This is a genomic window from Cyanobium sp. PCC 7001 (assembly GCF_000155635.1).
Lineage (GTDB): Bacteria > Cyanobacteriota > Cyanobacteriia > PCC-6307 > Cyanobiaceae > NIES-981.
Genome location: NZ_DS990556.1, coordinates 554,780 through 571,831, shown reverse-complemented (window position 1 = coordinate 571,831; position 17,052 = coordinate 554,780). Strand labels below are relative to the sequence as shown.

Genomic DNA, 17,052 nt, shown 5'->3' with positions numbered 1-17,052 from the left:
TAACACCGTTGCCGGGCGTTTCGGGGTGGAATTCGGCCTTCGCAACTAGGATCGTCACCAGCCGACTCAAGGCCTCCCAGAGCCGCGAAACCGGGGTCGTTGCACCGGCCCAGAGCCGCCCCGCTGCCTCCATCACCACAGTCCATGCCGGCTTGTAACAAACTCGTCACATCACTGTTCGCCCAGCTGGTGACATCCACCGCGTTTTGTATGGGTGGCAGCGGGGGCTGGGGGATGGAGGGCATGACGGATCACCCCTTCGCTGTGCTGCCGCTTGCCCACCCCTGGGCTCCATCCGCCGGAGCCGGCAGGTGGTCCTGAAGTCCAGGCGCACGGGCCAGGTGCTTCCGGCCGACGACATCCCGGTGGCCGAGCGGCTCAGCCCCATGCCGTCGGTGCCGAAAGGCCACGGGCTGCGCGGGATCCTGCTGGTGGTGGGGGGAGCGCTGGTGGCGGTGATCGGAGCCCTGCAGCTGCCCATGGTGCGCACCTGGCTGGCTCCCCAACTGGCGCCGGGCCCCGTGGCCGGGCTGGATGCCCGCCAGAGCCCGGATGGACGGCTGCTGGGCCATTTCCCTTACCCGGAGGCCGATCCTGAGCTGTTGGTGAGCGTGGAACCCGGGCTGCAGCTGCACCGGGATGCGGCCACGGCCCTGACGTCCATGCTGCGGGCCGCGGAGGACGACGGCGTGAGCCTGAGCCTGCTGAGCGCCTTCCGCTCGAAGGAACTCCAGAAGGACATCTTCTTCGGGGTGAAGGCGGAGCGGAACCAGAACGCCCGGGAACGGGCCGAAGTGAGCGCGCCACCGGGCTTCTCCGAGCACAGCACCGGCTATGCCGTCGATCTCGGCGACGGTCGGCTGCCCCAGACCAACCTCTCCCCCCGCTTCGAGGAGACCCCGGCCTTTCGGTGGCTGGAGCAGAACGCCGCCCGCTACCACTTCACCCTCTCCTTTCCCAGGGACAACCCTCAGGGGGTGAGCTACGAGCCGTGGCACTGGCGCTTTGAAGGAACCGCGGAGGCCCTGCAGGTGTTCGAGCCGGCCCAGCAGCTCAGTCGCTGATCCAAGGGCCGCATCCAAAGGCCGGTCAAACGGCTGAGCTCAAGGGAGAAGCCGCCCGCGCCTGGCCATGCCCCCTGCTACGACACCAGGCCTTGGAAGGGAGCTCGTCAGGCTTGAGTTTCAGAGGATGGGATAGGATGGTCGCTTGGCTACAACCGTAAAAGTAGGAAATCTCAATCTATGAGCGGCGCACATCCAGGCACGCCGATTCGCAACATTGCGATCATTGCCCACGTCGACCACGGAAAAACCACCCTCGTCGACGCGCTGCTCGCTCAGTCAGGCATCTTCCGCGACAACGAGGCGGTTCCCACCTGCGTGATGGACTCCAACGACCTGGAGCGCGAGCGCGGCATCACCATTCTCAGCAAGAATACGGCGGTCGATTACGACGGCATCCGCATCAACATCGTGGACACCCCCGGCCACGCCGATTTCGGTGGCGAGGTGGAGCGGGTGCTGGGCATGGTCGATGGCTGCCTGCTGATCGTGGATGCCAACGAGGGCCCGATGCCGCAGACGCGCTTTGTGCTCAAGAAGGCCCTTGAAAAAGGCCTGCGGCCTATCGTCTTCGTGAACAAGATCGACCGGGCCCGCGTGGATCCCGAGATTGCCGTGGACAAGGTGCTGGATCTGTTCCTGGAACTCGGCGCCGACGACGACCAGTGCGATTTCCCGTATCTGTTCGGCAGCGGCATGGGCGGCTACGCCAAGCCGGACATGAAGACCGAGAGCGACACGATGCGGCCGCTCTTCGATGCCATCCTCCGGCATGTGCCGCCGCCGGTGGGCGATCCCAACAAGCCCCTGCAGCTGCAGGTCACCACCCTCGACTACAGCGACTTTCTCGGCCGGATCATGATCGGCCGGATCCACAACGGCACCATCAAGGCTGGCCAGCCCGCCGCTCTCCTGCGCGATGACGGCAGCGTCAAGCGTGGCCGCATCAGCAAGTTGCTCGGCTTCCAGGGCCTGCAGCGGGTGGAGATCGAGCAGGCCAGCGCCGGTGACCTGGTGGCCGTGGCCGGTTTCGACGAGGTGAACATCGGCGAGACCATCGCCTGCCCGGACAACCCGGAGGCACTCCCCCTGATCAAGGTGGACGAGCCCACCCTGCAGATGACCTTCGTGGTCAACGATTCCCCCTTCGCCGGCAAGGAGGGCAAATTCGTCACCAGCCGCCAGATCCGCGATCGTCTGCAGAAGGAACTGCTCACCAACGTGGCCCTGCGGGTGGAGGACACCGATTCGCCCGATCGCTGGTCCGTGAGCGGACGCGGCGAACTGCACCTCGGCATCCTGATCGAGACGATGCGGCGTGAGGGCTACGAGTTTCAGGTGAGCCAACCCCAGGTGATCTTCCGCACCATCGATGGCACCCCCAACGAGCCCTACGAAACCCTTGTGCTCGATGTGCCCGAGGCTGCGGTGGGAGCCTGCATCGAGAAGCTGGGAATCCGCAAGGCGGAGATGCAGAACATGGAGAACACCAACGACGGCCGCACCCAGCTGGAATTCGTGGTGCCTTCCCGCGGGCTGATCGGCTTCCGCGGCGAGTTCATCCGTGCCACCCGTGGGGAAGGCATCATGAGCCACTCCTTCCTGGATTACCGGCCGATGCAAGGGGATTTCGATGCGCGCCGCAACGGCGTGCTGATTGCCTTCGAGGAGGGAACGGCCACCTTCTACGCCCTCAAGAACGCCGAAGATCGGGGCCAGTTCTTCATCACACCCGGCACCAAGGTGTACAAGGGCATGATCATCGGAGAGAACAACAGGCCCCAGGACCTGGAGATCAACGTCTGCAAGGCCAAGCAGCTCACCAACATGCGTTCCGCCGGCGCCGAAGAGCTCGACACTCTCCAGGCCCCGGTGCAGATGACCCTCGAGCGGGCTCTGGAGTACATCGGTCCAGACGAGATGCTCGAGGTCACCCCCGAATCGATCCGGCTGCGCAAGCTGCCCTCGAAGAAGGCGGCCAAGCGCTGATTGGCGGCCCTGCCTCCCCCTGACCACGAGGAAGCCAGCCTGATCCGGGACCCTCGGCTGGCCGAGGCCATCGCCCGCTTCAACGCGGGCGACTGGTACGCCTGCCATGACGGATTCGAGGAGCTCTGGCACGAAACGGCGGGGCCGCTTCGCCCGGTGCTGCAGGGAATCCTGCAGATCGCCGTCGGTCAGTTGCACCTGGAGCGCGGCAACCGCCGCGGTGCCACCATCCTCACAGGAGAAGGCCTGGGCAGGCTGCGCAGCTGTGGCGATCAGGCCCTGGGGCTCGATCTGGAGCAGCTCAGAGGCCATGCGGCCGCGTGGCTGCAGGCCCTGCAGAACGCGGCGGATGCTCCTGTTCTCGACCCCCCCCGGCTGAACCGGGCCCAGGGCCATGCTCTGTAGATTGTGGCCTCAGCATCACTGGCACCGCTTCTTGGCCCTGCCTGCTCCCCGCGTCGCCAGCACCCTGCTGGGCCTGTGCCTCGGCGGCCTCGTCAGCCTGACGGCCACCGCCCAGGGGGCTCCTGATTCGACGACGGCCGCAGGATCGGCTCCAGCCCCCTCGCCGGCCAGAGCTGCCGTCACCGGCGTCGTGACGATCGAATCCGATCTCCAGAAGGCCGACAACGCCACAGGCATCCTCACGGCCAGTGGCAACGTGCGCATTGTCTACGCCGACCAGGGCGTGGTGGCCACCGCGCGGCAGGCCCAGTACTTCAGCCGCGAAGGCCGTGTGGTGCTCAGCGGCGATGTGGATGTGGTGCAGGATGAGGGCAACAGCATCCGGGCGGAGCGGCTGGTGTACCTGGTGGAGGGAGAGCGCCTCGTGGCCGAGCCAGCGCCGGGCCAGCAGGTGCTGACCCTCTACCGGTTCAGGGCCATCCAGCCCCCCGTGCCCTCGACCCAGCCATGACGCTGGCAATGAAGGAGGTGGTCCTGGCCATCGGGGGCCGGGTGCTGGTGGACCACGTCTCCCTGCAGCTGGAGCGCGGAGAGGTGGTGGGCCTGCTCGGCCCCAACGGCGCCGGCAAGACCACCACCTTCGGTCTGGTGACCGGCCTGATCCGGCCGGACGAGGGCGAGGTGCTGCTGGATGGCCGCGAGATCGCCCACCTGCCCATGCCCCAGCGGGCCCGTCTCGGCATCGGCTACCTGCCCCAGGAGCCCAGCGTGTTCCGCCAGCTCACGGTTCGCGACAACCTGCGCCTGGCACTGGAGTCCAGCCGCACCCCGGGTCACCTGCGCCGACAGCGGCTGAACGCCCTGATCGAGGATTTCCACCTCAGCGCCTTCCAGCATCGCCAGGGGTTTCAGCTCTCGGGCGGTGAACGGCGCCGCTGCGAGGTGGCCAGGGCCCTGGCCGTCGGCGCCGAGGGGCCCCGCTACCTGCTGCTGGATGAACCCTTCGCCGGCGTCGATCCGATCGCCGTCGCCGACCTGCAGCAACTGATCGAGGACCTGCGCAACCGGGGCATGGGACTGCTCATCACGGATCACAACGTGCGGGAAACCCTGGCGATCACCGACCGGGCCTACATCCTCTCCGAGGGCGCCATCCTGGCCTCGGGCAGCTCCACCGAAGTGGGGAACGATCCTCTGGTGCGCCGCCACTACCTCGGCGAGGGATTCCGGCTATGACCACGCTCAACCCACGGAGGATCGTCTTGCCGTCAGGGCTGCTGGGGTCGTGGCGCCGCCTGCCGCTGCTGGACCGCTGGATGCTGGGGGAGCTGATCGGTCCCCTGGTGTTCGGGGTGGCGGCCTTCACGGCCGTGTCCCTCTCGGTGGGCGCCGTGTTCGAGCTGGTGCGGCGGGTGGCGGAGTCGGGGCTGCCGCTCGATGTGGCGCTTCAGGTGCTGCTTCTGGAGTTGCCCTCCTTCCTGGTGCTCTCCTTCCCGATGGCCACCCTGATGGCCACCCTGCTCACCTACAGCAAGCTCTCGGGCAACAGTGAGCTCACGGCCCTGCGCAGCGTGGGCGTGCCCACCTGGCGCATGCTGGTGCCCGCCGTGGTGCTGGCCGTGGCGATGACCATGCTCACCTTCGGCTTCAACGAAGCGGTCGTGCCGAGCACCCTCAGCCAGGCCGAAGCGACCCTCAGCCGCGCCATCGGCCGTGCCGTGGCCGGCGAGCAGAGGGACAACGTGGTGTACTCCAAATACGGCCGGGTGGAGCTGCCCGATGGGAGCACCGAACGGGGTCTGACCCACATCTTCTACGCCCAGCGCTTCAACAAGGGCGTGATGGAGGACGTGACCCTGCTGGACCTGAGCCGCTCGGCCCACCGGGTGATGCTCACGGCCGATCGGGCCCGCTGGAGCTCCAGGGACGCCCAGTGGGAATTTCTGGATGGCCAGGTGGTGGGCATCGGCAGTAGTGGCTCGGAGGCCATCACCTCGGCCCGGTTCGATCGCTACCTCTATCCGCTTGGCAACCAGCCGCTGAAGGTGGCCAAACTGCCGAAGGACGCCAATGAGATGAGCATCGGCCAGGCCCGCACCGCCGAACGGCTCCTGCGGGAATCGGGCGACCTGCGGGCCGCCCGCAAGCTGCGGGTGCGCATCCAGGAGAAGTTCTCCTTCCCGGCGGTCTGCCTGGTGTTCGGCCTGATCGGCAGCAGCTTGGGGGCCCGTCCGCACTCCCGCCGCAGCCGCAGCCAGGGCTTCGGCCTCACCGTGCTGCTGATCTTCGGCTATTACCTGGTGGCCTTCAGCTTCAGTTCCCTGGGGGTCAAGGGCACCCTCACCCCGCTGCTGTCGGCATGGATGCCGGTGCTGATCGGCCTGGGAACCGGCCTGGTGCTGGTGCGGCAGGCCAGCCGCTGAGCGCCCCTGCCGGCGACCCGCCAGACTGGCCACTGGTTGTGCGTTGAAACCTTGCCCGATCTGCTCCACGATCCGGTTCTGGGCCTCGGCCTGGCAGCCTTCGCCCTGTTGCTGCTCGTGCTGCCCCTGGCGTTCTGGGCCCTGAGCGGCGGCGGCACCAGCTCGGTGGTGCGGCTGCTGGTGGCCAGCGCCAATCTCTGCCTCACCGCCCAGCTCGTGCTGCGCTGGATCGATTCCGGTCACTTCCCGATCAGCAACCTCTACGAGTCGCTCTGCTTCCTGGCCTGGGGCTGCACCCTCACCCAGCTGCTGGTGGAGCGCTCCTGGCCGTCTCCGCTGGTGCCCGCTGCCGCCACCCCGATGGCCCTGGGCTGCGTGGCCTTCGCCAGCTTTGCCCTGCCGGATCGTCTCCAGGAGGCCTCCCCGCTGGTGCCGGCCCTGCGCTCCAGCTGGCTGGTGATGCACGTGAGCGTGATCATGCTCAGCTACGCCGCCCTGCTGGTGGGATCCCTGCTGTCGGTGGCGGTGCTGTTCACCGACCGCGGCAAGGCTCTGGAACTGCGCAGCAGTTCCATCGGCAGCGGCGGCTTCCGCCAGGCCCAGTTGGCCACCGAGGGGCCCGGGGCGATGGCAGCTCCACTCAAGCTCACCAGTGGCGCCCTCTCGATGGCGGAACAGCTCGACTCGCTCAGTTACCGCACGATCACGGTGGGATTCCTGCTGCTGTCGGTGGGGCTGGTGAGCGGGGCGGTGTGGGCCAATGAGGCCTGGGGCAGCTGGTGGAGCTGGGATCCCAAGGAAACCTGGGCGCTGATCTGCTGGCTGGTGTATGCGGCCTATCTGCACACCCGCCTGATCCGGGGATGGCAGGGGCGCCGACCGGCGGTGGTGGCCTCCCTGGGTCTGGTGGTGATCGTCGTCTGCTACATCGGCGTGAACCTGCTGGGCATCGGTCTGCACAGCTATGGCTGGTTCTTCGAGAGCTGAGGCTCCAGCAGTCTGAATGCATGCGGCAGGCTCCCAGCTGATCGGTGGGAGCCTGCCGCCGGGAGCCTGGCGGACCCCTTCAGACCGCCACGGGGGCAGGACGGCGGCTCTGGCGGATGCCGGTGATGGCCTCGGCGTAGCTGGGCTGGTTGAACACCCCGGAGCCGCTCACAATCGCGTTGGCGCCGGCTTCGATCACCTTCCATGCGTTCTCCGCCTTGATGCCACCGTCCACCTCGATCCAGGGGTCGAGCCCCTTGGCGTCGCACATGCGGCGCAGATCACGAATCTTGTCCACCTGGCTCTCGATGAAGCTCTGGCCGCCGAAGCCGGGGTTCACGCTCATGACCAGCACCAGGTCGCAGAGCTCGAGGCAGTACTCCAGCGTGTCGATCGGGGTGCTGGGGTTGAGCACTGCGCCGGCCATCTTGCCGAGGTCCTTGATCTGGGCGAGGTTGCGGTGCAGGTGGGGGCATGCCTCGACCTGCACCGAGATGATGTCGGCGCCGGCCTTGGCAAAGTCGGCCACGTACTTCTCGGGCTCCACGATCATCAGGTGAACGTCGAGCGGCTTGGTCGTGACCGGGCGCAGGGCCTGCACGATCAGGGGACCGATCGTGATGTTGGGCACGAAGCGGCCATCCATCACATCCACGTGGATCCAGTCGGCACCAGCGGCATCGACCGCCCGCACGTCATCCCCGAGCCGGGAGAAATCGGCCGAGAGAATCGACGGTGACACCACCAGGGACTTGGTGCTCATGCTGGGATCGGTGGGTAGGGAAGAGCGATTGTAGGAAAGCCCCCTGCCCCCTCCAGCGGCAGGAGCGGGGAACGGCGCTGATACACTGATCGCCGCTTCCTGCCTGAAATGCCCCGCAGCAGCTGGCATCTCAGGCCTCAGCCCGAAGCCTCCACCCTTGCCGGACCACTGTGGATCGCACCCTCATCCAGGAAATTCTCGAGGTCGTTGAACAGGCCGCCATCGCCTCGGCCGAACTCACGGGTCTCGGCAAGAAGGACGAGGCGGACGCCGCAGCCGTCGAGGCGATGCGCAAGCGCATGGGCCAGATCCAGATGCAGGGCCGCATCGTGATCGGAGAGGGCGAGCGGGACGAGGCCCCGATGCTCTACATCGGCGAGGAGGTCGGCAGCGGCAGTGGCCCTGGCGTCGACTTCGCCGTCGACCCCTGCGAAGGCACCAACCTCTGCGCCAACAACCAGCGCGGCTCGATGGCCGTGCTGGCGGCCTCCGACCGGGGCGGCCTGTTCAACGCCCCCGACTTCTACATGAAGAAGCTGGCGGCGCCGCCGGCCGCCAAGGGCAAGGTGGACATCCGCAAGAGCGCCACCGAGAACATCCAGATCCTCAGCCAGTGCCTGGGCCTGGCCACGAGCGAGCTAGTGATCGTGGTGATGGACCGGGCCCGGCACAAGGACCTGATCGCCGAGATCCGCTCGACCGGTGCCCGGGTGCAGCCGATCTCGGACGGTGACGTGCAGGCGGCCATCGCCTGTGGCTTCGCCGGCACCGGCACCCACTGCCTGATGGGCATCGGCGCGGCCCCGGAGGGTGTGATCTCGGCTGCTGCCATGCGCGCCCTCGGCGGCCACTTCCAGGGCCAGCTGGTGTATGACCCCGCCGTGGCCCAGACCAAGGAGTGGGAAGGGCTCACCCGCGAAGGCAACCTGGCCCGCCTGGCCGAGATGGGCATCAGCGATCCCGACAAGATCTATGAAGCCGAGGAACTGGCCTCCGGTGAGAACGTGGTGTTCGCCGGCAGCGGCATCACCGATGGCCTGCTGTTCCACGGCGTGAAGTTCGAGAAGGACTGCACCCGTACCAGCTCCCTGGTGATCAGCACCCTGGACAACACCGCCCGCTTCACCGACACGGTGCACATCAAGCCTGGTGCCCAGAGCATCGCGTTGCGCTGATCGGCCCACCGATCAGCCCACACCTCCCTGCCACCATGCACATCGCCGTTGTCGGACTGAGCCACCGCACAGCTCCGGTTGAGATCCGGGAGCGGCTCAGCATCCCGGAGCAGGCCATGGATGCCTCCCTCCAGCAGCTCCGGGAGGACGACCAGGTGCTGGAGGCCTCGATCCTCAGCACCTGCAACCGGCTCGAGATCTACACCCTGCTGCGCCATCCCGAGCAGGGGATCTCCTCGGTGGGCGCCTTTCTCAGCCAGCACTCCGGCCTGGCGGTGGATGAGCTCACGCCCCACCTGTTCACCTACCACCACGAGGACGCGGTGGCCCATCTGCTGCGGGTGGCGGCCGGCCTCGATTCCCTGGTGCTGGGCGAGGGCCAGATCCTCTCCCAGGTGAAGAAGATGGTGCGGCTCGGCCAGGAGCACCACTCCGTCGGGCCGATCCTGAACCGCCTGCTCAACCAGGCCGTGAGCACCGGCAAGCGGGTGCGCACCGAGACCAACCTGGGCACCGGCGCCGTGTCGATCAGCTCGGCTGCCGTCGAGCTGGCCCAGCTCAAGGTGGGCCAGGCCCGGGGACAGGATGAGCTGGTGCCGCTCGACCAGGAGCAGGTGGCGGTGGTGGGGGCCGGGCGCATGGCCCGCCTGCTGCTGCAGCATCTGCAGGCCAAGGGCTGCCGCGCTGTGGTGCTGCTCAACCGCACCGTGGAGCGGGCCGAGCAACTGGCCGCCGACTTCCCCGCCCTGCCGGTGCAGTGCCGTCCGCTGGACGATCTGGACCACTGCCTGAGCACCTGCTCCCTCGTGTTCACCAGCACCGCGGCCGAGGAGCCGATCATCACGGCCCAGCGGCTGGCGGGCCTGAACCGGCGCAGTTCCCTGATGCTGGTGGACATCGGCGTTCCCCGCAACATCGCAGCCGACACCGCCACGGTCACCGGGGTGCAGGCGTTCGACGTGGACGATCTGCAGGAGGTGGTGACCCGCAACCAGGAGGCCAGGCGCGAGATCGCCGCCGAGGCGGAGGGCCTGTTGCGGGAGGAGGCCCGTCTGTTCCTGGAGTGGTGGGATGGCCTCGAGGCGGTGCCGGTGGTGAACCGTCTGCGCAGACGCCTGGAGGAGATCCGGGAGCAGGAGCTGCAGAAGGCCCTCAGCCGCATGGGCCCCGACCTCTCGGCCCGGGAACGGAAAGTGGTGGAGGCCTTGAGCAAGGGCATCATCAACAAGGTGCTCCACACCCCCATGACCAACCTGCGGGCCCCCCAGCCCCGCCAGCAGCGGCACACCTCCATGCGTGTGATCGAGGAGCTCTTCGAGCTCCAGGACGACGGATCCCTGAGCTCCGGTCCCTAGGACGTCAACGGGGGCACCCGGCCCGGTGCTCCCCGCCACCAACAGCGCCGCGCGGTACAGCCCGCACTCGCCCGCAGGAGCTCTGGTCCTGTACGGTCCCCCCAACAAGAGAAGGAATCAGGAGACATGAAACGCGTTCTCGCCATCATTCTGGGAGGAGGTGCAGGAACCCGCCTCTATCCGCTCACCAAGATGCGCGCCAAGCCCGCTGTGCCTCTGGCGGGAAAATACAGGCTGATTGACATTCCCATCAGCAACTGCATCAACTCGGAGATCAACAAGATCTATGTGCTGACGCAGTTCAACAGCGCCTCGCTCAATCGGCACCTGTCGATGAGCTACAACCTCTCGGCTGGGTTCGGCCAAGGCTTCGTGGAAGTGCTCGCGGCTCAGCAGACGCCCGACAGCCCCAGCTGGTTCGAAGGAACGGCCGACGCCGTGCGCAAATACCAGTGGCTGTTCCAGGAATGGGATGTGGACCACTACCTGATCCTCTCCGGCGACCAGCTCTACCGGATGGATTACAGCCGCTTCGTGCAGCACCACATCGACACCGGCGCCGATCTCTCGGTGGGAGCCCTGCCGGTGGACCCTGTCCAGGCCGAGGCCTTCGGACTGATGCGCACCGATGGGGAGGGGCACATCCAGGAATTCCGCGAGAAGCCCAAGGGCGAGGCGCTCGAGGCGATGCGCGTGGACACCCAGAGCCTGGGGCTCTCGCCCGAAGAAGCCGCCAAGCGTCCCCACCTCGCCTCGATGGGGATCTATGTGTTCAGCCGGGACACCCTGTTCGATCTTCTCAATTCCAATCCCACCGCCACGGATTTCGGCAAGGAGATCATCCCCGCCTCCTTGGCACGCGGGGACCAGCTGCGCAGCTACCTCTTCGACGATTACTGGGAGGACATCGGCACCATCGGCGCCTTCTACGAGGCGAATCTGGCCCTCACCCAGCAGCCGAATCCTCCGTTCTCCTTTTACGACGAGAAGTTTCCGATCTACACCCGCCCCCGTTACCTGCCACCCAGCAAACTGCAGGACGCCCAGGTCACCGAATCGATCATCGGCGAGGGGTCGCTGCTCAAGGCCTGCAGCATCCACCACTGTGTGCTGGGCGTGCGCTCCCGGGTGGAAGACCGGGTGGTGCTGCAGGACACGCTGGTGATGGGATCCGATTATTTCGAATCGTCGGAAGAGCGGGCCACCCTGCGGCAGCGGGGCGGCATTCCTCTCGGCGTGGGCAGCGGCACCACCGTGAGGGGGGCGATTCTGGACAAGAATGTGCGCATCGGCCGCGATGTCACGATCGTGAACAAGGATCGGGTGGAAGAGGCGGATCGACCGGAGCTCAACTTCTACATCCGCAACGGCATCGTGGTGGTGGTGAAGAACGGCACCATCGCCGACGGCACGGTGATCTGAATTTCAGTGATCTGACTTCAGTGATCGGAACCCCGAGATCTGAATCCTCTGATCGGATCAGGGGGCGGGACCGTGCCCTGCCCCTCCATCGCGCGCGGCGGTGATCAGGCCATTAGGCCAGGAGACCCTGACAGAGCGCCGTCAGTTGTGACGGATCGGCCCCGCTTCCGGACGCTCTGGCCACACTGAGCCCAAAGCCTCGAACCAACGGATGGGTACGGCACATTTCGGCCTGATCGGCCTCGGCGTGATGGGGGAGAACCTGGTGCTTAATGCCGAGCGCAACGGGTTCTCCAGCGTCGTCTACAACCGCACGTACGCCAAGACGGAAGCGTTCCTGAAGGGCCGTGGCGCCGGCAAGGACATCGTGGGGGCCAGCACTCTGGAAGAGTTCGTGGGAGCCCTGGAACGCCCCAGACGCATCCTGATGATGGTGAAGGCGGGACAGCCCGTGGACGACACCATCGCCTCGATCTCTCCGCTGCTGGAGGAGGGCGATCTGCTGATCGACGGCGGCAATTCCCTCTACACCGACACCGAGCGTCGCGTGGCCCAGCTGGAGAGCCAGAGTTTCGGCTACATCGGCATGGGCGTGTCCGGCGGGGCCAAGGGAGCCCTGGAGGGGCCCAGCATGATGCCGGGGGGCACCCGCTCGGCCTACGACGCGATCGAGCCCCTCGTGCGCAAGATGGCCGCCCAGGTGGAGGACGGCCCCTGCGTCACCTACATCGGGCCCGGTGGCGCCGGCCACTTCGTCAAGACCGTGCACAACGGCATCGAGTACGGGATCGAGCAGATCCTGGCCGAGGCCTACGACCTGATGAAGCGCTGCGGCGGCATGAACGGCGACCAGATGGCCGACGTGCTGGCCAAGTGGAACGACAGCGAGGAGCTGGCCTCGTTTCTGGTGGAGATCACCGAGGTGTGTCTCCGCACCAAGGACCCGGACAGCGGCAATGACCTGGTGGAGACGATCGTGGATGCGGCCGGCCAGAAAGGTACGGGCCTCTGGACCGTGGTGAGCGCCCTGGAGATGGGGGTGCCGGTGCCCACCATCTACGCAGCGCTCAACGCCCGGGTGCTCAGCTCCCTGCGCCAGGAGCGCCTCGCCGCCGAATCCGTGCTGCACGGCCCCGGCCCCCACCGGGTGGACCTGGGCGATCCGGCCGCGGGGCTGGAGCCGCTGCGGGATGCCTGCATCGCCGCCTGCATCGTGAGCTACGGCCAGGGCATGGCCCTGCTGCAGGAGGCCTCCAAGCTGCACGACTACGGCCTGGACTTCGCCGCCATCGGCCAGATCTGGAAGGGTGGCTGCATCATCCGGGCGCGGCTGCTGCAGCGCATTCAGGATGCCTACACCGCCGCCCCCGGTCTGCCGAACCTGATGCTGGACCCCTGGTTCGCCGAGCAGATCAACCGCCGCCTGCCCGGCCTGCGGCAGATCGTGGCCGGCGCCGCCCTGGCCGGCATTCCGGTTCCCTGCCTCTCCAGCACCCTCGACTACATCGACAGCTACCGCACGGGCCGGCTGCCCCAGAACCTGGTGCAGGCCATGCGGGACTGCTTCGGCTCCCACACCTACGAACGGGTGGACCAGGCCGGAACGTTCCACACCGAGTGGCTGGACTGAGCCGATGAGCGCTGCCCCGTCCCTGGATCCGGCATACAAGCTGGAATGCTGCGAGAGCGGCGAACCGCTGGCCCGACGCGCCGCCGAACTGATGGCCACCAGCATCGATCTGGCCCTGGCGCAGCGGGATCGCTGCCAGATCGCCCTGGCCGGAGGCAGCACACCGGAGGCCAGCTACGTGCATCTGGGGGGGCAGCACCTTCCCTGGGACCGGGTGGATGTGGTGCTGGGCGACGAACGCTGGGTTCCGGCCGAGGATCCCTCCAGCAACGCCCGCATGCTGCGCCAGACCCTGCTGGCCCAGCCGGCGGGGCAGAGCGCCCGCCTCCACCCGGTGCCCACGGATCTGGACACACCGCAGGAGGGGGCCCGGGCCTACGCCCAGCTGCTGCGCCTGCTGTGTCCGGGGGAGCCGCCCATGCTCGATCTGGTGCTGCTCGGCCTCGGCGACGATGGCCACACGGCATCACTGTTCCCCGGCACCTCGGCCACCCGGGTTCGCGATGAACTCGTGACCATCGGCGAGGGCAAGGGACTGCCGCGGGTCACGCTCACGGCGCCGGTGCTCTCGGCTGCCCGCAGGGTGATCTTCCTGGTGAGTGGCGCCGGCAAGGCCGAGGCCCTGCGGCGGCTGCTGGATCCCCAGGAGAGCCCGGAGCGCACGCCGGCCAGGCTGGTGCGGCCCTCCACCCCGATCCTGGTGCTAGCCGACAATGCGGCAGCCGCGCTGCTGCAGCCTTGATCCCGATCGCGTCCGCCGAAGCCTTCAGTGGCTGGCATGCCCTGAACGACACGATCATGGGCGGCCGCAGCCAGGGTGGATGCGCGGTGGGGCCCGCCGGCCTGCGGTTTCAGGGGGAGCTGGTGGAGGAAGGCGGGGGCTTCGTGAGCTGCCGCTCCCCGTTGTTCTCGCCGCCGCTCGATCTCTCCCCTTGTGAGGGGCTGGAGCTGCTGATCGAGGGCGGGGGCCGTCGCTTCAAGCTCGCCGTGGGTTGTGCGGACGGCCTGGCCGGCCTCACGGAGCTGATTCCCGGCGGCCTGCGCTGGGTGGCGGAATTCGCCACCGAGGTCGAGGGCGTCAGCCAGGTGCGGATCCCCTTCGCCGGCCTGCGGCCCTCCGTGCGGGCCCGCCCGGTGGGCCTGCCCCTGCGCTTCGATGCCACCCGGGTGAACAGGCTGCAGGTGCTGCACTCCCGCTTCGGCGATGACGGCTCCCCCAATGCCGGGTTCCGGGCCGGAGCGATCCGTTTCCTGATCCAGGCGATCCGTGCCTACCCCTGACGACGAGACCGCACCGAACACCGACCTGGTGCAGCTGGTGGCCGCCGCCGCCGATCTCTGCCGCAGGCCCCTGCGCCATGCCGTGCTGCCCGCCCGTGTGGAGGAGGACACGGCGGCGGCCCCAGACATGGAGGCAGATGGGGCGGCAGATGGGAAGCCAGATGAGGCGGACGACTGTTGTCTCAGGCTGGAGGTGCGCAGCCCGGACGGCGAACGCCGGCCCCAGGACGACCTGGAACTGGAGCTCTACCGCAGCGGCGATGGGCTGAATCTCACGCTCGCCTGGGCGGATGACCCCGATCGGCCGATGCTCTGGCATGGCCAGCACCCGGTGTGGATGCGGCCGGATACGGGGGAGCGCTGCGAGCGCCCCCAGGATGGTGCCGCCCTGGAGGCGCTGGCCAGGAGGTTGCGGGCGCTGATGGCTCCTGCCCCAGCCTGAGCGGCGGCGGGCCCCTCAGGCCAGATCGGTCACCGCACCGAGGCTGCTGCTGCTCACCAGCCGGGCGTACTTGCCGAGCACACCGGTTCGGTAGCGGGGCTCGGGCTTCACCCAGGCAGCCCGCCGGGCAGCCAGTTCCTCGTCGGGCACGTTCAGCTGGATCAGCAGCTGGTTCGCATCCACGGTGATGCTGTCCCCCTCGTGCACCAGGCCGATCGTTCCCCCCACGGCGGCCTCCGGGGCCACATGGCCCACCACCAGGCCGTAGGAGCCACCGGAGAAGCGACCGTCGGTGATCAGGGCGACGCTCTCGCCCAGCCCCTGGCCGATGATGGCGGCCGTGGGGCTCAGCATCTCGCGCATGCCGGGCCCGCCCACCGGCCCCTCGTTGCGCACCACCACCACGTCGCCGGGCTGGATGCCGCCGGCCAGAATGGCGGCCAGGCAGGACTCCTCGCTCTCGAACACCCGGGCCGGGCCGGTGATCACCGGGGTCTTCACCCCGGAGATCTTGGCCACCGCCCCTTCCTCCGCCAGATTTCCCTTGAGGATGGCCAGGTGCCCCCTGGCATAGAGGGGGTTGCTGAGCGGACGGATCACGTCCTGATCGGCGGGGGGATCACTGGGAACCGAAGCCAGCACCTCCGTGAGGGTCTTACCTTCGATCGTGCGGCAGTCGCCATGCAGCAGACCGGCGTCGAGCAGGAGCTTCATCACCTGGGGAATGCCCCCGGCCCGATGCAGGTCCACCGTCACATAGCGGCCGCTGGGCTTGAGGTCGCAGATCACCGGCACGCGCTGGCGGATCCGCTCGAAGTCGTCGATGCTGAGCTCCACCCCTGCGGTGCGGGCGATGGCCAGCAGGTGCAGCACCGAGTTGGTGGAACCGCCCACGGCCATGATCACGCTGATGGCGTTCTCGAAGGCCTCCCGGGTGAGCAGGTCCCGGGGACGGATGTCGGCGGCGATGGCCTGCACCAGCACCTCGGCGGAACGGGCGGCGCTCTCCGCCTTCTCCGGATCTTCCGCCGCCATGGTGGAGCTGTAGGGAAGGCTGAGGCCCAGCACCTCGAAGGCCGAACTCATCGTGTTGGCGGTGAACATGCCCCCGCAGCTGCCGGCACCAGGACAGGCGTTCTTCTCGATCGCGAGGAGTTCGGACTCATCGATGCGACCGCCGGAGAACTGGCCGACCGCCTCGAAGGCGCTCACCACCGTGAGGTCACAGGGCCCCAGCCTGCCGGGCTTGATGGTGCCCCCGTACACGAAGATAGCCGGGATGTTCATCCGGGCCATGGCCAGCATGGCGCCGGGCATGTTCTTGTCGCAGCCGCCCACAGCCAGCAGGCCGTCCATGCTCTGGGCGTTGCAGGCGGTTTCGATCGAATCGGCGATCACCTCGCGGCTCACCAGGGAGTACTTCATCCCTTCGGTGCCCATCGAGATGCCATCGCTCACCGTGATGGTGCCGAAGGTCTGGGGCATGGCCCCGGCGGCCTGGGCGGCCTGCTCCGCCCGGCGGGTGAGGTCGTTCAGGCCGAGGTTGCAGGGCGTGATCGTGCTGTAGCCGTTGGCGATCCCGATGATCGGCTTGCCGAAGTCGTCATCCCCGAAACCCACGGCCCGCAGCATGGCCCGGTTGGGCGAGCGCTGGACGCCCTGGGTGATCGCATCGGAACGGAGCATGGCCGCAGCGGAGAGTGCCTTCGAGGCAACCTACCGGCCGGTGGCCATCGCCTCGAGCTGGCGACGCACCTCGTCGATGGCTTCATTGAGCTGGTGCACCTTGTCGTGCAGCTCACGGTCGCTGCGCTCGGAAGCTCCGGCGGCGGCGGAGTCGTCGAGCACACCGCCGCTGTCCTGGAAGCGGGAGAGGCGCAGGACCCGCTGCTGGCGGGCTTGGAGACGCCGGTTCTCGGCAGCCGAGAGCAGCCACCAGGCCAGGCCGGCGGCGCCGATCACCGCACCGGCCAGGGCACTGAACAGCAGGGCCGAGGAATCGCCTGCGACACCGGTCGCAGCGGATGTGGCCGCCGTGGATCGGCCCGATCTGCCGCGCCAGGCCCCGGACTCCGCACGCGAACCTGCCATCTCCAGCCTGGAACTGCTGCAAGCC

At 67.8% G+C, this 17,052-nt stretch carries 17 protein-coding genes; 14 read left to right on the top strand and 3 right to left on the bottom strand.

Annotation, left to right across the window (positions count from 1 at the left end; all coding sequences use genetic code 11):
* The first annotated feature begins 386 nt into the window (after positions 1–386).
* From CPCC7001_RS02795 to ccsB, 7 genes are all read left to right on the top strand, one after another.
* Positions 387–1,064, top strand: a complete 678-nt coding sequence (locus tag CPCC7001_RS02795; protein WP_156796832.1) for a M15 family metallopeptidase — start codon at positions 387–389, stop codon at positions 1,062–1,064.
* 180 nt (positions 1,065–1,244) lie between these two features.
* Positions 1,245–3,053, top strand: coding sequence for a translational GTPase TypA (typA, locus tag CPCC7001_RS02790; protein ID WP_006910772.1), 1,809 nt, complete (start codon positions 1,245–1,247; stop codon positions 3,051–3,053).
* Positions 3,054–3,458 carry a DUF309 domain-containing protein gene (locus CPCC7001_RS02785; RefSeq protein ID WP_225867155.1) on the top strand — a complete coding sequence of 135 codons (405 nt, stop codon included), beginning with the start codon at positions 3,054–3,056 and terminating at the stop codon, positions 3,456–3,458.
* 31 nt (positions 3,459–3,489) lie between these two features.
* Positions 3,490–3,969: a hypothetical protein gene (locus tag CPCC7001_RS02780; protein ID WP_006910325.1), complete on the top strand. Its 480-nt coding sequence runs from the start codon at positions 3,490–3,492 to the stop codon at positions 3,967–3,969.
* A complete protein-coding gene (gene lptB, locus CPCC7001_RS02775) occupies positions 3,966–4,694 on the top strand; it encodes an LPS export ABC transporter ATP-binding protein (protein WP_006909584.1) in 729 nt (242 codons plus the stop codon). Before CPCC7001_RS02780 ends, lptB begins: the two co-directional genes overlap by 4 nt.
* Positions 4,691–5,881 carry an LptF/LptG family permease gene (locus CPCC7001_RS02770; RefSeq protein ID WP_050757043.1) on the top strand — a complete coding sequence of 397 codons (1,191 nt, stop codon included), beginning with the start codon at positions 4,691–4,693 and terminating at the stop codon, positions 5,879–5,881. Before lptB ends, CPCC7001_RS02770 begins: the two co-directional genes overlap by 4 nt.
* Before the next feature lie 51 nt (positions 5,882–5,932).
* Positions 5,933–6,868, top strand: coding sequence for a c-type cytochrome biogenesis protein CcsB (gene ccsB / locus CPCC7001_RS02765; RefSeq protein WP_006911112.1), 936 nt, complete (start codon positions 5,933–5,935; stop codon positions 6,866–6,868).
* 79 nt (positions 6,869–6,947) lie between these two features.
* On the opposite strand, the gene rpe is transcribed toward ccsB, so the two are convergent.
* Complete coding sequence (gene rpe / locus CPCC7001_RS02760; RefSeq protein ID WP_043368526.1) at positions 6,948–7,631, bottom strand: ribulose-phosphate 3-epimerase; 684 nt, start codon at positions 7,629–7,631, stop codon at positions 6,948–6,950.
* A gap of 170 nt (positions 7,632–7,801) precedes the next feature.
* On the opposite strand from rpe, the gene glpX reads away from it, so the two are divergent.
* The 7 genes from glpX to CPCC7001_RS02725 all read left to right on the top strand — a co-directional run bounded on the left by glpX (position 7,802) and on the right by CPCC7001_RS02725 (position 14,936).
* Positions 7,802–8,806, top strand: a complete 1,005-nt coding sequence (gene glpX, locus CPCC7001_RS02755) for a class II fructose-bisphosphatase (RefSeq protein ID WP_006911716.1) — start codon at positions 7,802–7,804, stop codon at positions 8,804–8,806.
* A 35-nt stretch (positions 8,807–8,841) separates the two neighbouring features.
* Complete coding sequence (locus CPCC7001_RS02750; protein WP_006911592.1) at positions 8,842–10,161, top strand: glutamyl-tRNA reductase; 1,320 nt, start codon at positions 8,842–8,844, stop codon at positions 10,159–10,161.
* A 126-nt stretch (positions 10,162–10,287) separates the two neighbouring features.
* Positions 10,288–11,583 (top strand): glucose-1-phosphate adenylyltransferase, encoded by a 1,296-nt coding sequence (locus CPCC7001_RS02745; RefSeq protein WP_006911020.1) that lies wholly within the window; start codon positions 10,288–10,290, stop codon positions 11,581–11,583.
* 211 nt (positions 11,584–11,794) lie between these two features.
* Positions 11,795–13,213 (top strand): NADP-dependent phosphogluconate dehydrogenase, encoded by a 1,419-nt coding sequence (gene gndA / locus CPCC7001_RS02740; protein WP_006910316.1) that lies wholly within the window; start codon positions 11,795–11,797, stop codon positions 13,211–13,213.
* A 4-nt stretch (positions 13,214–13,217) separates the two neighbouring features.
* On the top strand, positions 13,218–13,955 hold the full coding sequence (pgl, locus tag CPCC7001_RS02735) for a 6-phosphogluconolactonase (RefSeq protein WP_006909854.1): 738 nt from the start codon (positions 13,218–13,220) through the stop codon (positions 13,953–13,955).
* Positions 13,952–14,494 carry a CIA30 family protein gene (locus tag CPCC7001_RS02730; protein ID WP_006909776.1) on the top strand — a complete coding sequence of 181 codons (543 nt, stop codon included), beginning with the start codon at positions 13,952–13,954 and terminating at the stop codon, positions 14,492–14,494. The genes pgl and CPCC7001_RS02730 overlap by 4 nt, the downstream gene beginning before the upstream one ends.
* Entirely contained in the window at positions 14,481–14,936 is a 456-nt protein-coding gene (locus tag CPCC7001_RS02725) for a hypothetical protein (protein ID WP_006910875.1), read from the top strand. Before CPCC7001_RS02730 ends, CPCC7001_RS02725 begins: the two co-directional genes overlap by 14 nt.
* A 15-nt stretch (positions 14,937–14,951) precedes the next feature.
* Here the strand turns inward: CPCC7001_RS02725 and ilvD are convergent, their stop codons facing one another.
* Both ilvD and CPCC7001_RS15460 read right to left on the bottom strand, forming a co-directional pair.
* The gene (ilvD, locus tag CPCC7001_RS02720; protein ID WP_006909747.1) at positions 14,952–16,622 is read right to left on the bottom strand and encodes a dihydroxy-acid dehydratase; all 1,671 of its coding nucleotides are present in this window, start codon (positions 16,620–16,622) and stop codon (positions 14,952–14,954) included.
* A 30-nt stretch (positions 16,623–16,652) separates the two neighbouring features.
* A partial coding sequence (locus CPCC7001_RS15460) for a hypothetical protein (protein ID WP_225867154.1) occupies positions 16,653–17,052 on the bottom strand: 400 nt, incomplete at its 5' end.

What these genes read in the sequence shown, in the direction of transcription:
- pgl (WP_006909854.1), top strand. Translation starts at nt 13,218, where the DNA reads ATGAGCGCTGCCCCGTCCCTGGATCCGGCATACAAGCTGGAATGCTGC.
- CPCC7001_RS02750 (WP_006911592.1), top strand. Translation starts at nt 8,842, where the DNA reads ATGCACATCGCCGTTGTCGGACTGAGCCACCGCACAGCTCCGGTTGAG.
- CPCC7001_RS02795 (WP_156796832.1), top strand. Translation starts at nt 387, where the DNA reads ATGCCGTCGGTGCCGAAAGGCCACGGGCTGCGCGGGATCCTGCTGGTG.
- typA (WP_006910772.1), top strand. Translation starts at nt 1,245, where the DNA reads ATGAGCGGCGCACATCCAGGCACGCCGATTCGCAACATTGCGATCATT.
- ilvD (WP_006909747.1), bottom strand. Translation starts at nt 16,622, where the DNA reads ATGCTCCGTTCCGATGCGATCACCCAGGGCGTCCAGCGCTCGCCCAAC.
- rpe (WP_043368526.1), bottom strand. Translation starts at nt 7,631, where the DNA reads ATGAGCACCAAGTCCCTGGTGGTGTCACCGTCGATTCTCTCGGCCGAT.
- gndA (WP_006910316.1), top strand. Translation starts at nt 11,795, where the DNA reads ATGGGTACGGCACATTTCGGCCTGATCGGCCTCGGCGTGATGGGGGAG.
- lptB (WP_006909584.1), top strand. Translation starts at nt 3,966, where the DNA reads ATGACGCTGGCAATGAAGGAGGTGGTCCTGGCCATCGGGGGCCGGGTG.
- CPCC7001_RS02745 (WP_006911020.1), top strand. Translation starts at nt 10,288, where the DNA reads ATGAAACGCGTTCTCGCCATCATTCTGGGAGGAGGTGCAGGAACCCGC.
- CPCC7001_RS02770 (WP_050757043.1), top strand. Translation starts at nt 4,691, where the DNA reads ATGACCACGCTCAACCCACGGAGGATCGTCTTGCCGTCAGGGCTGCTG.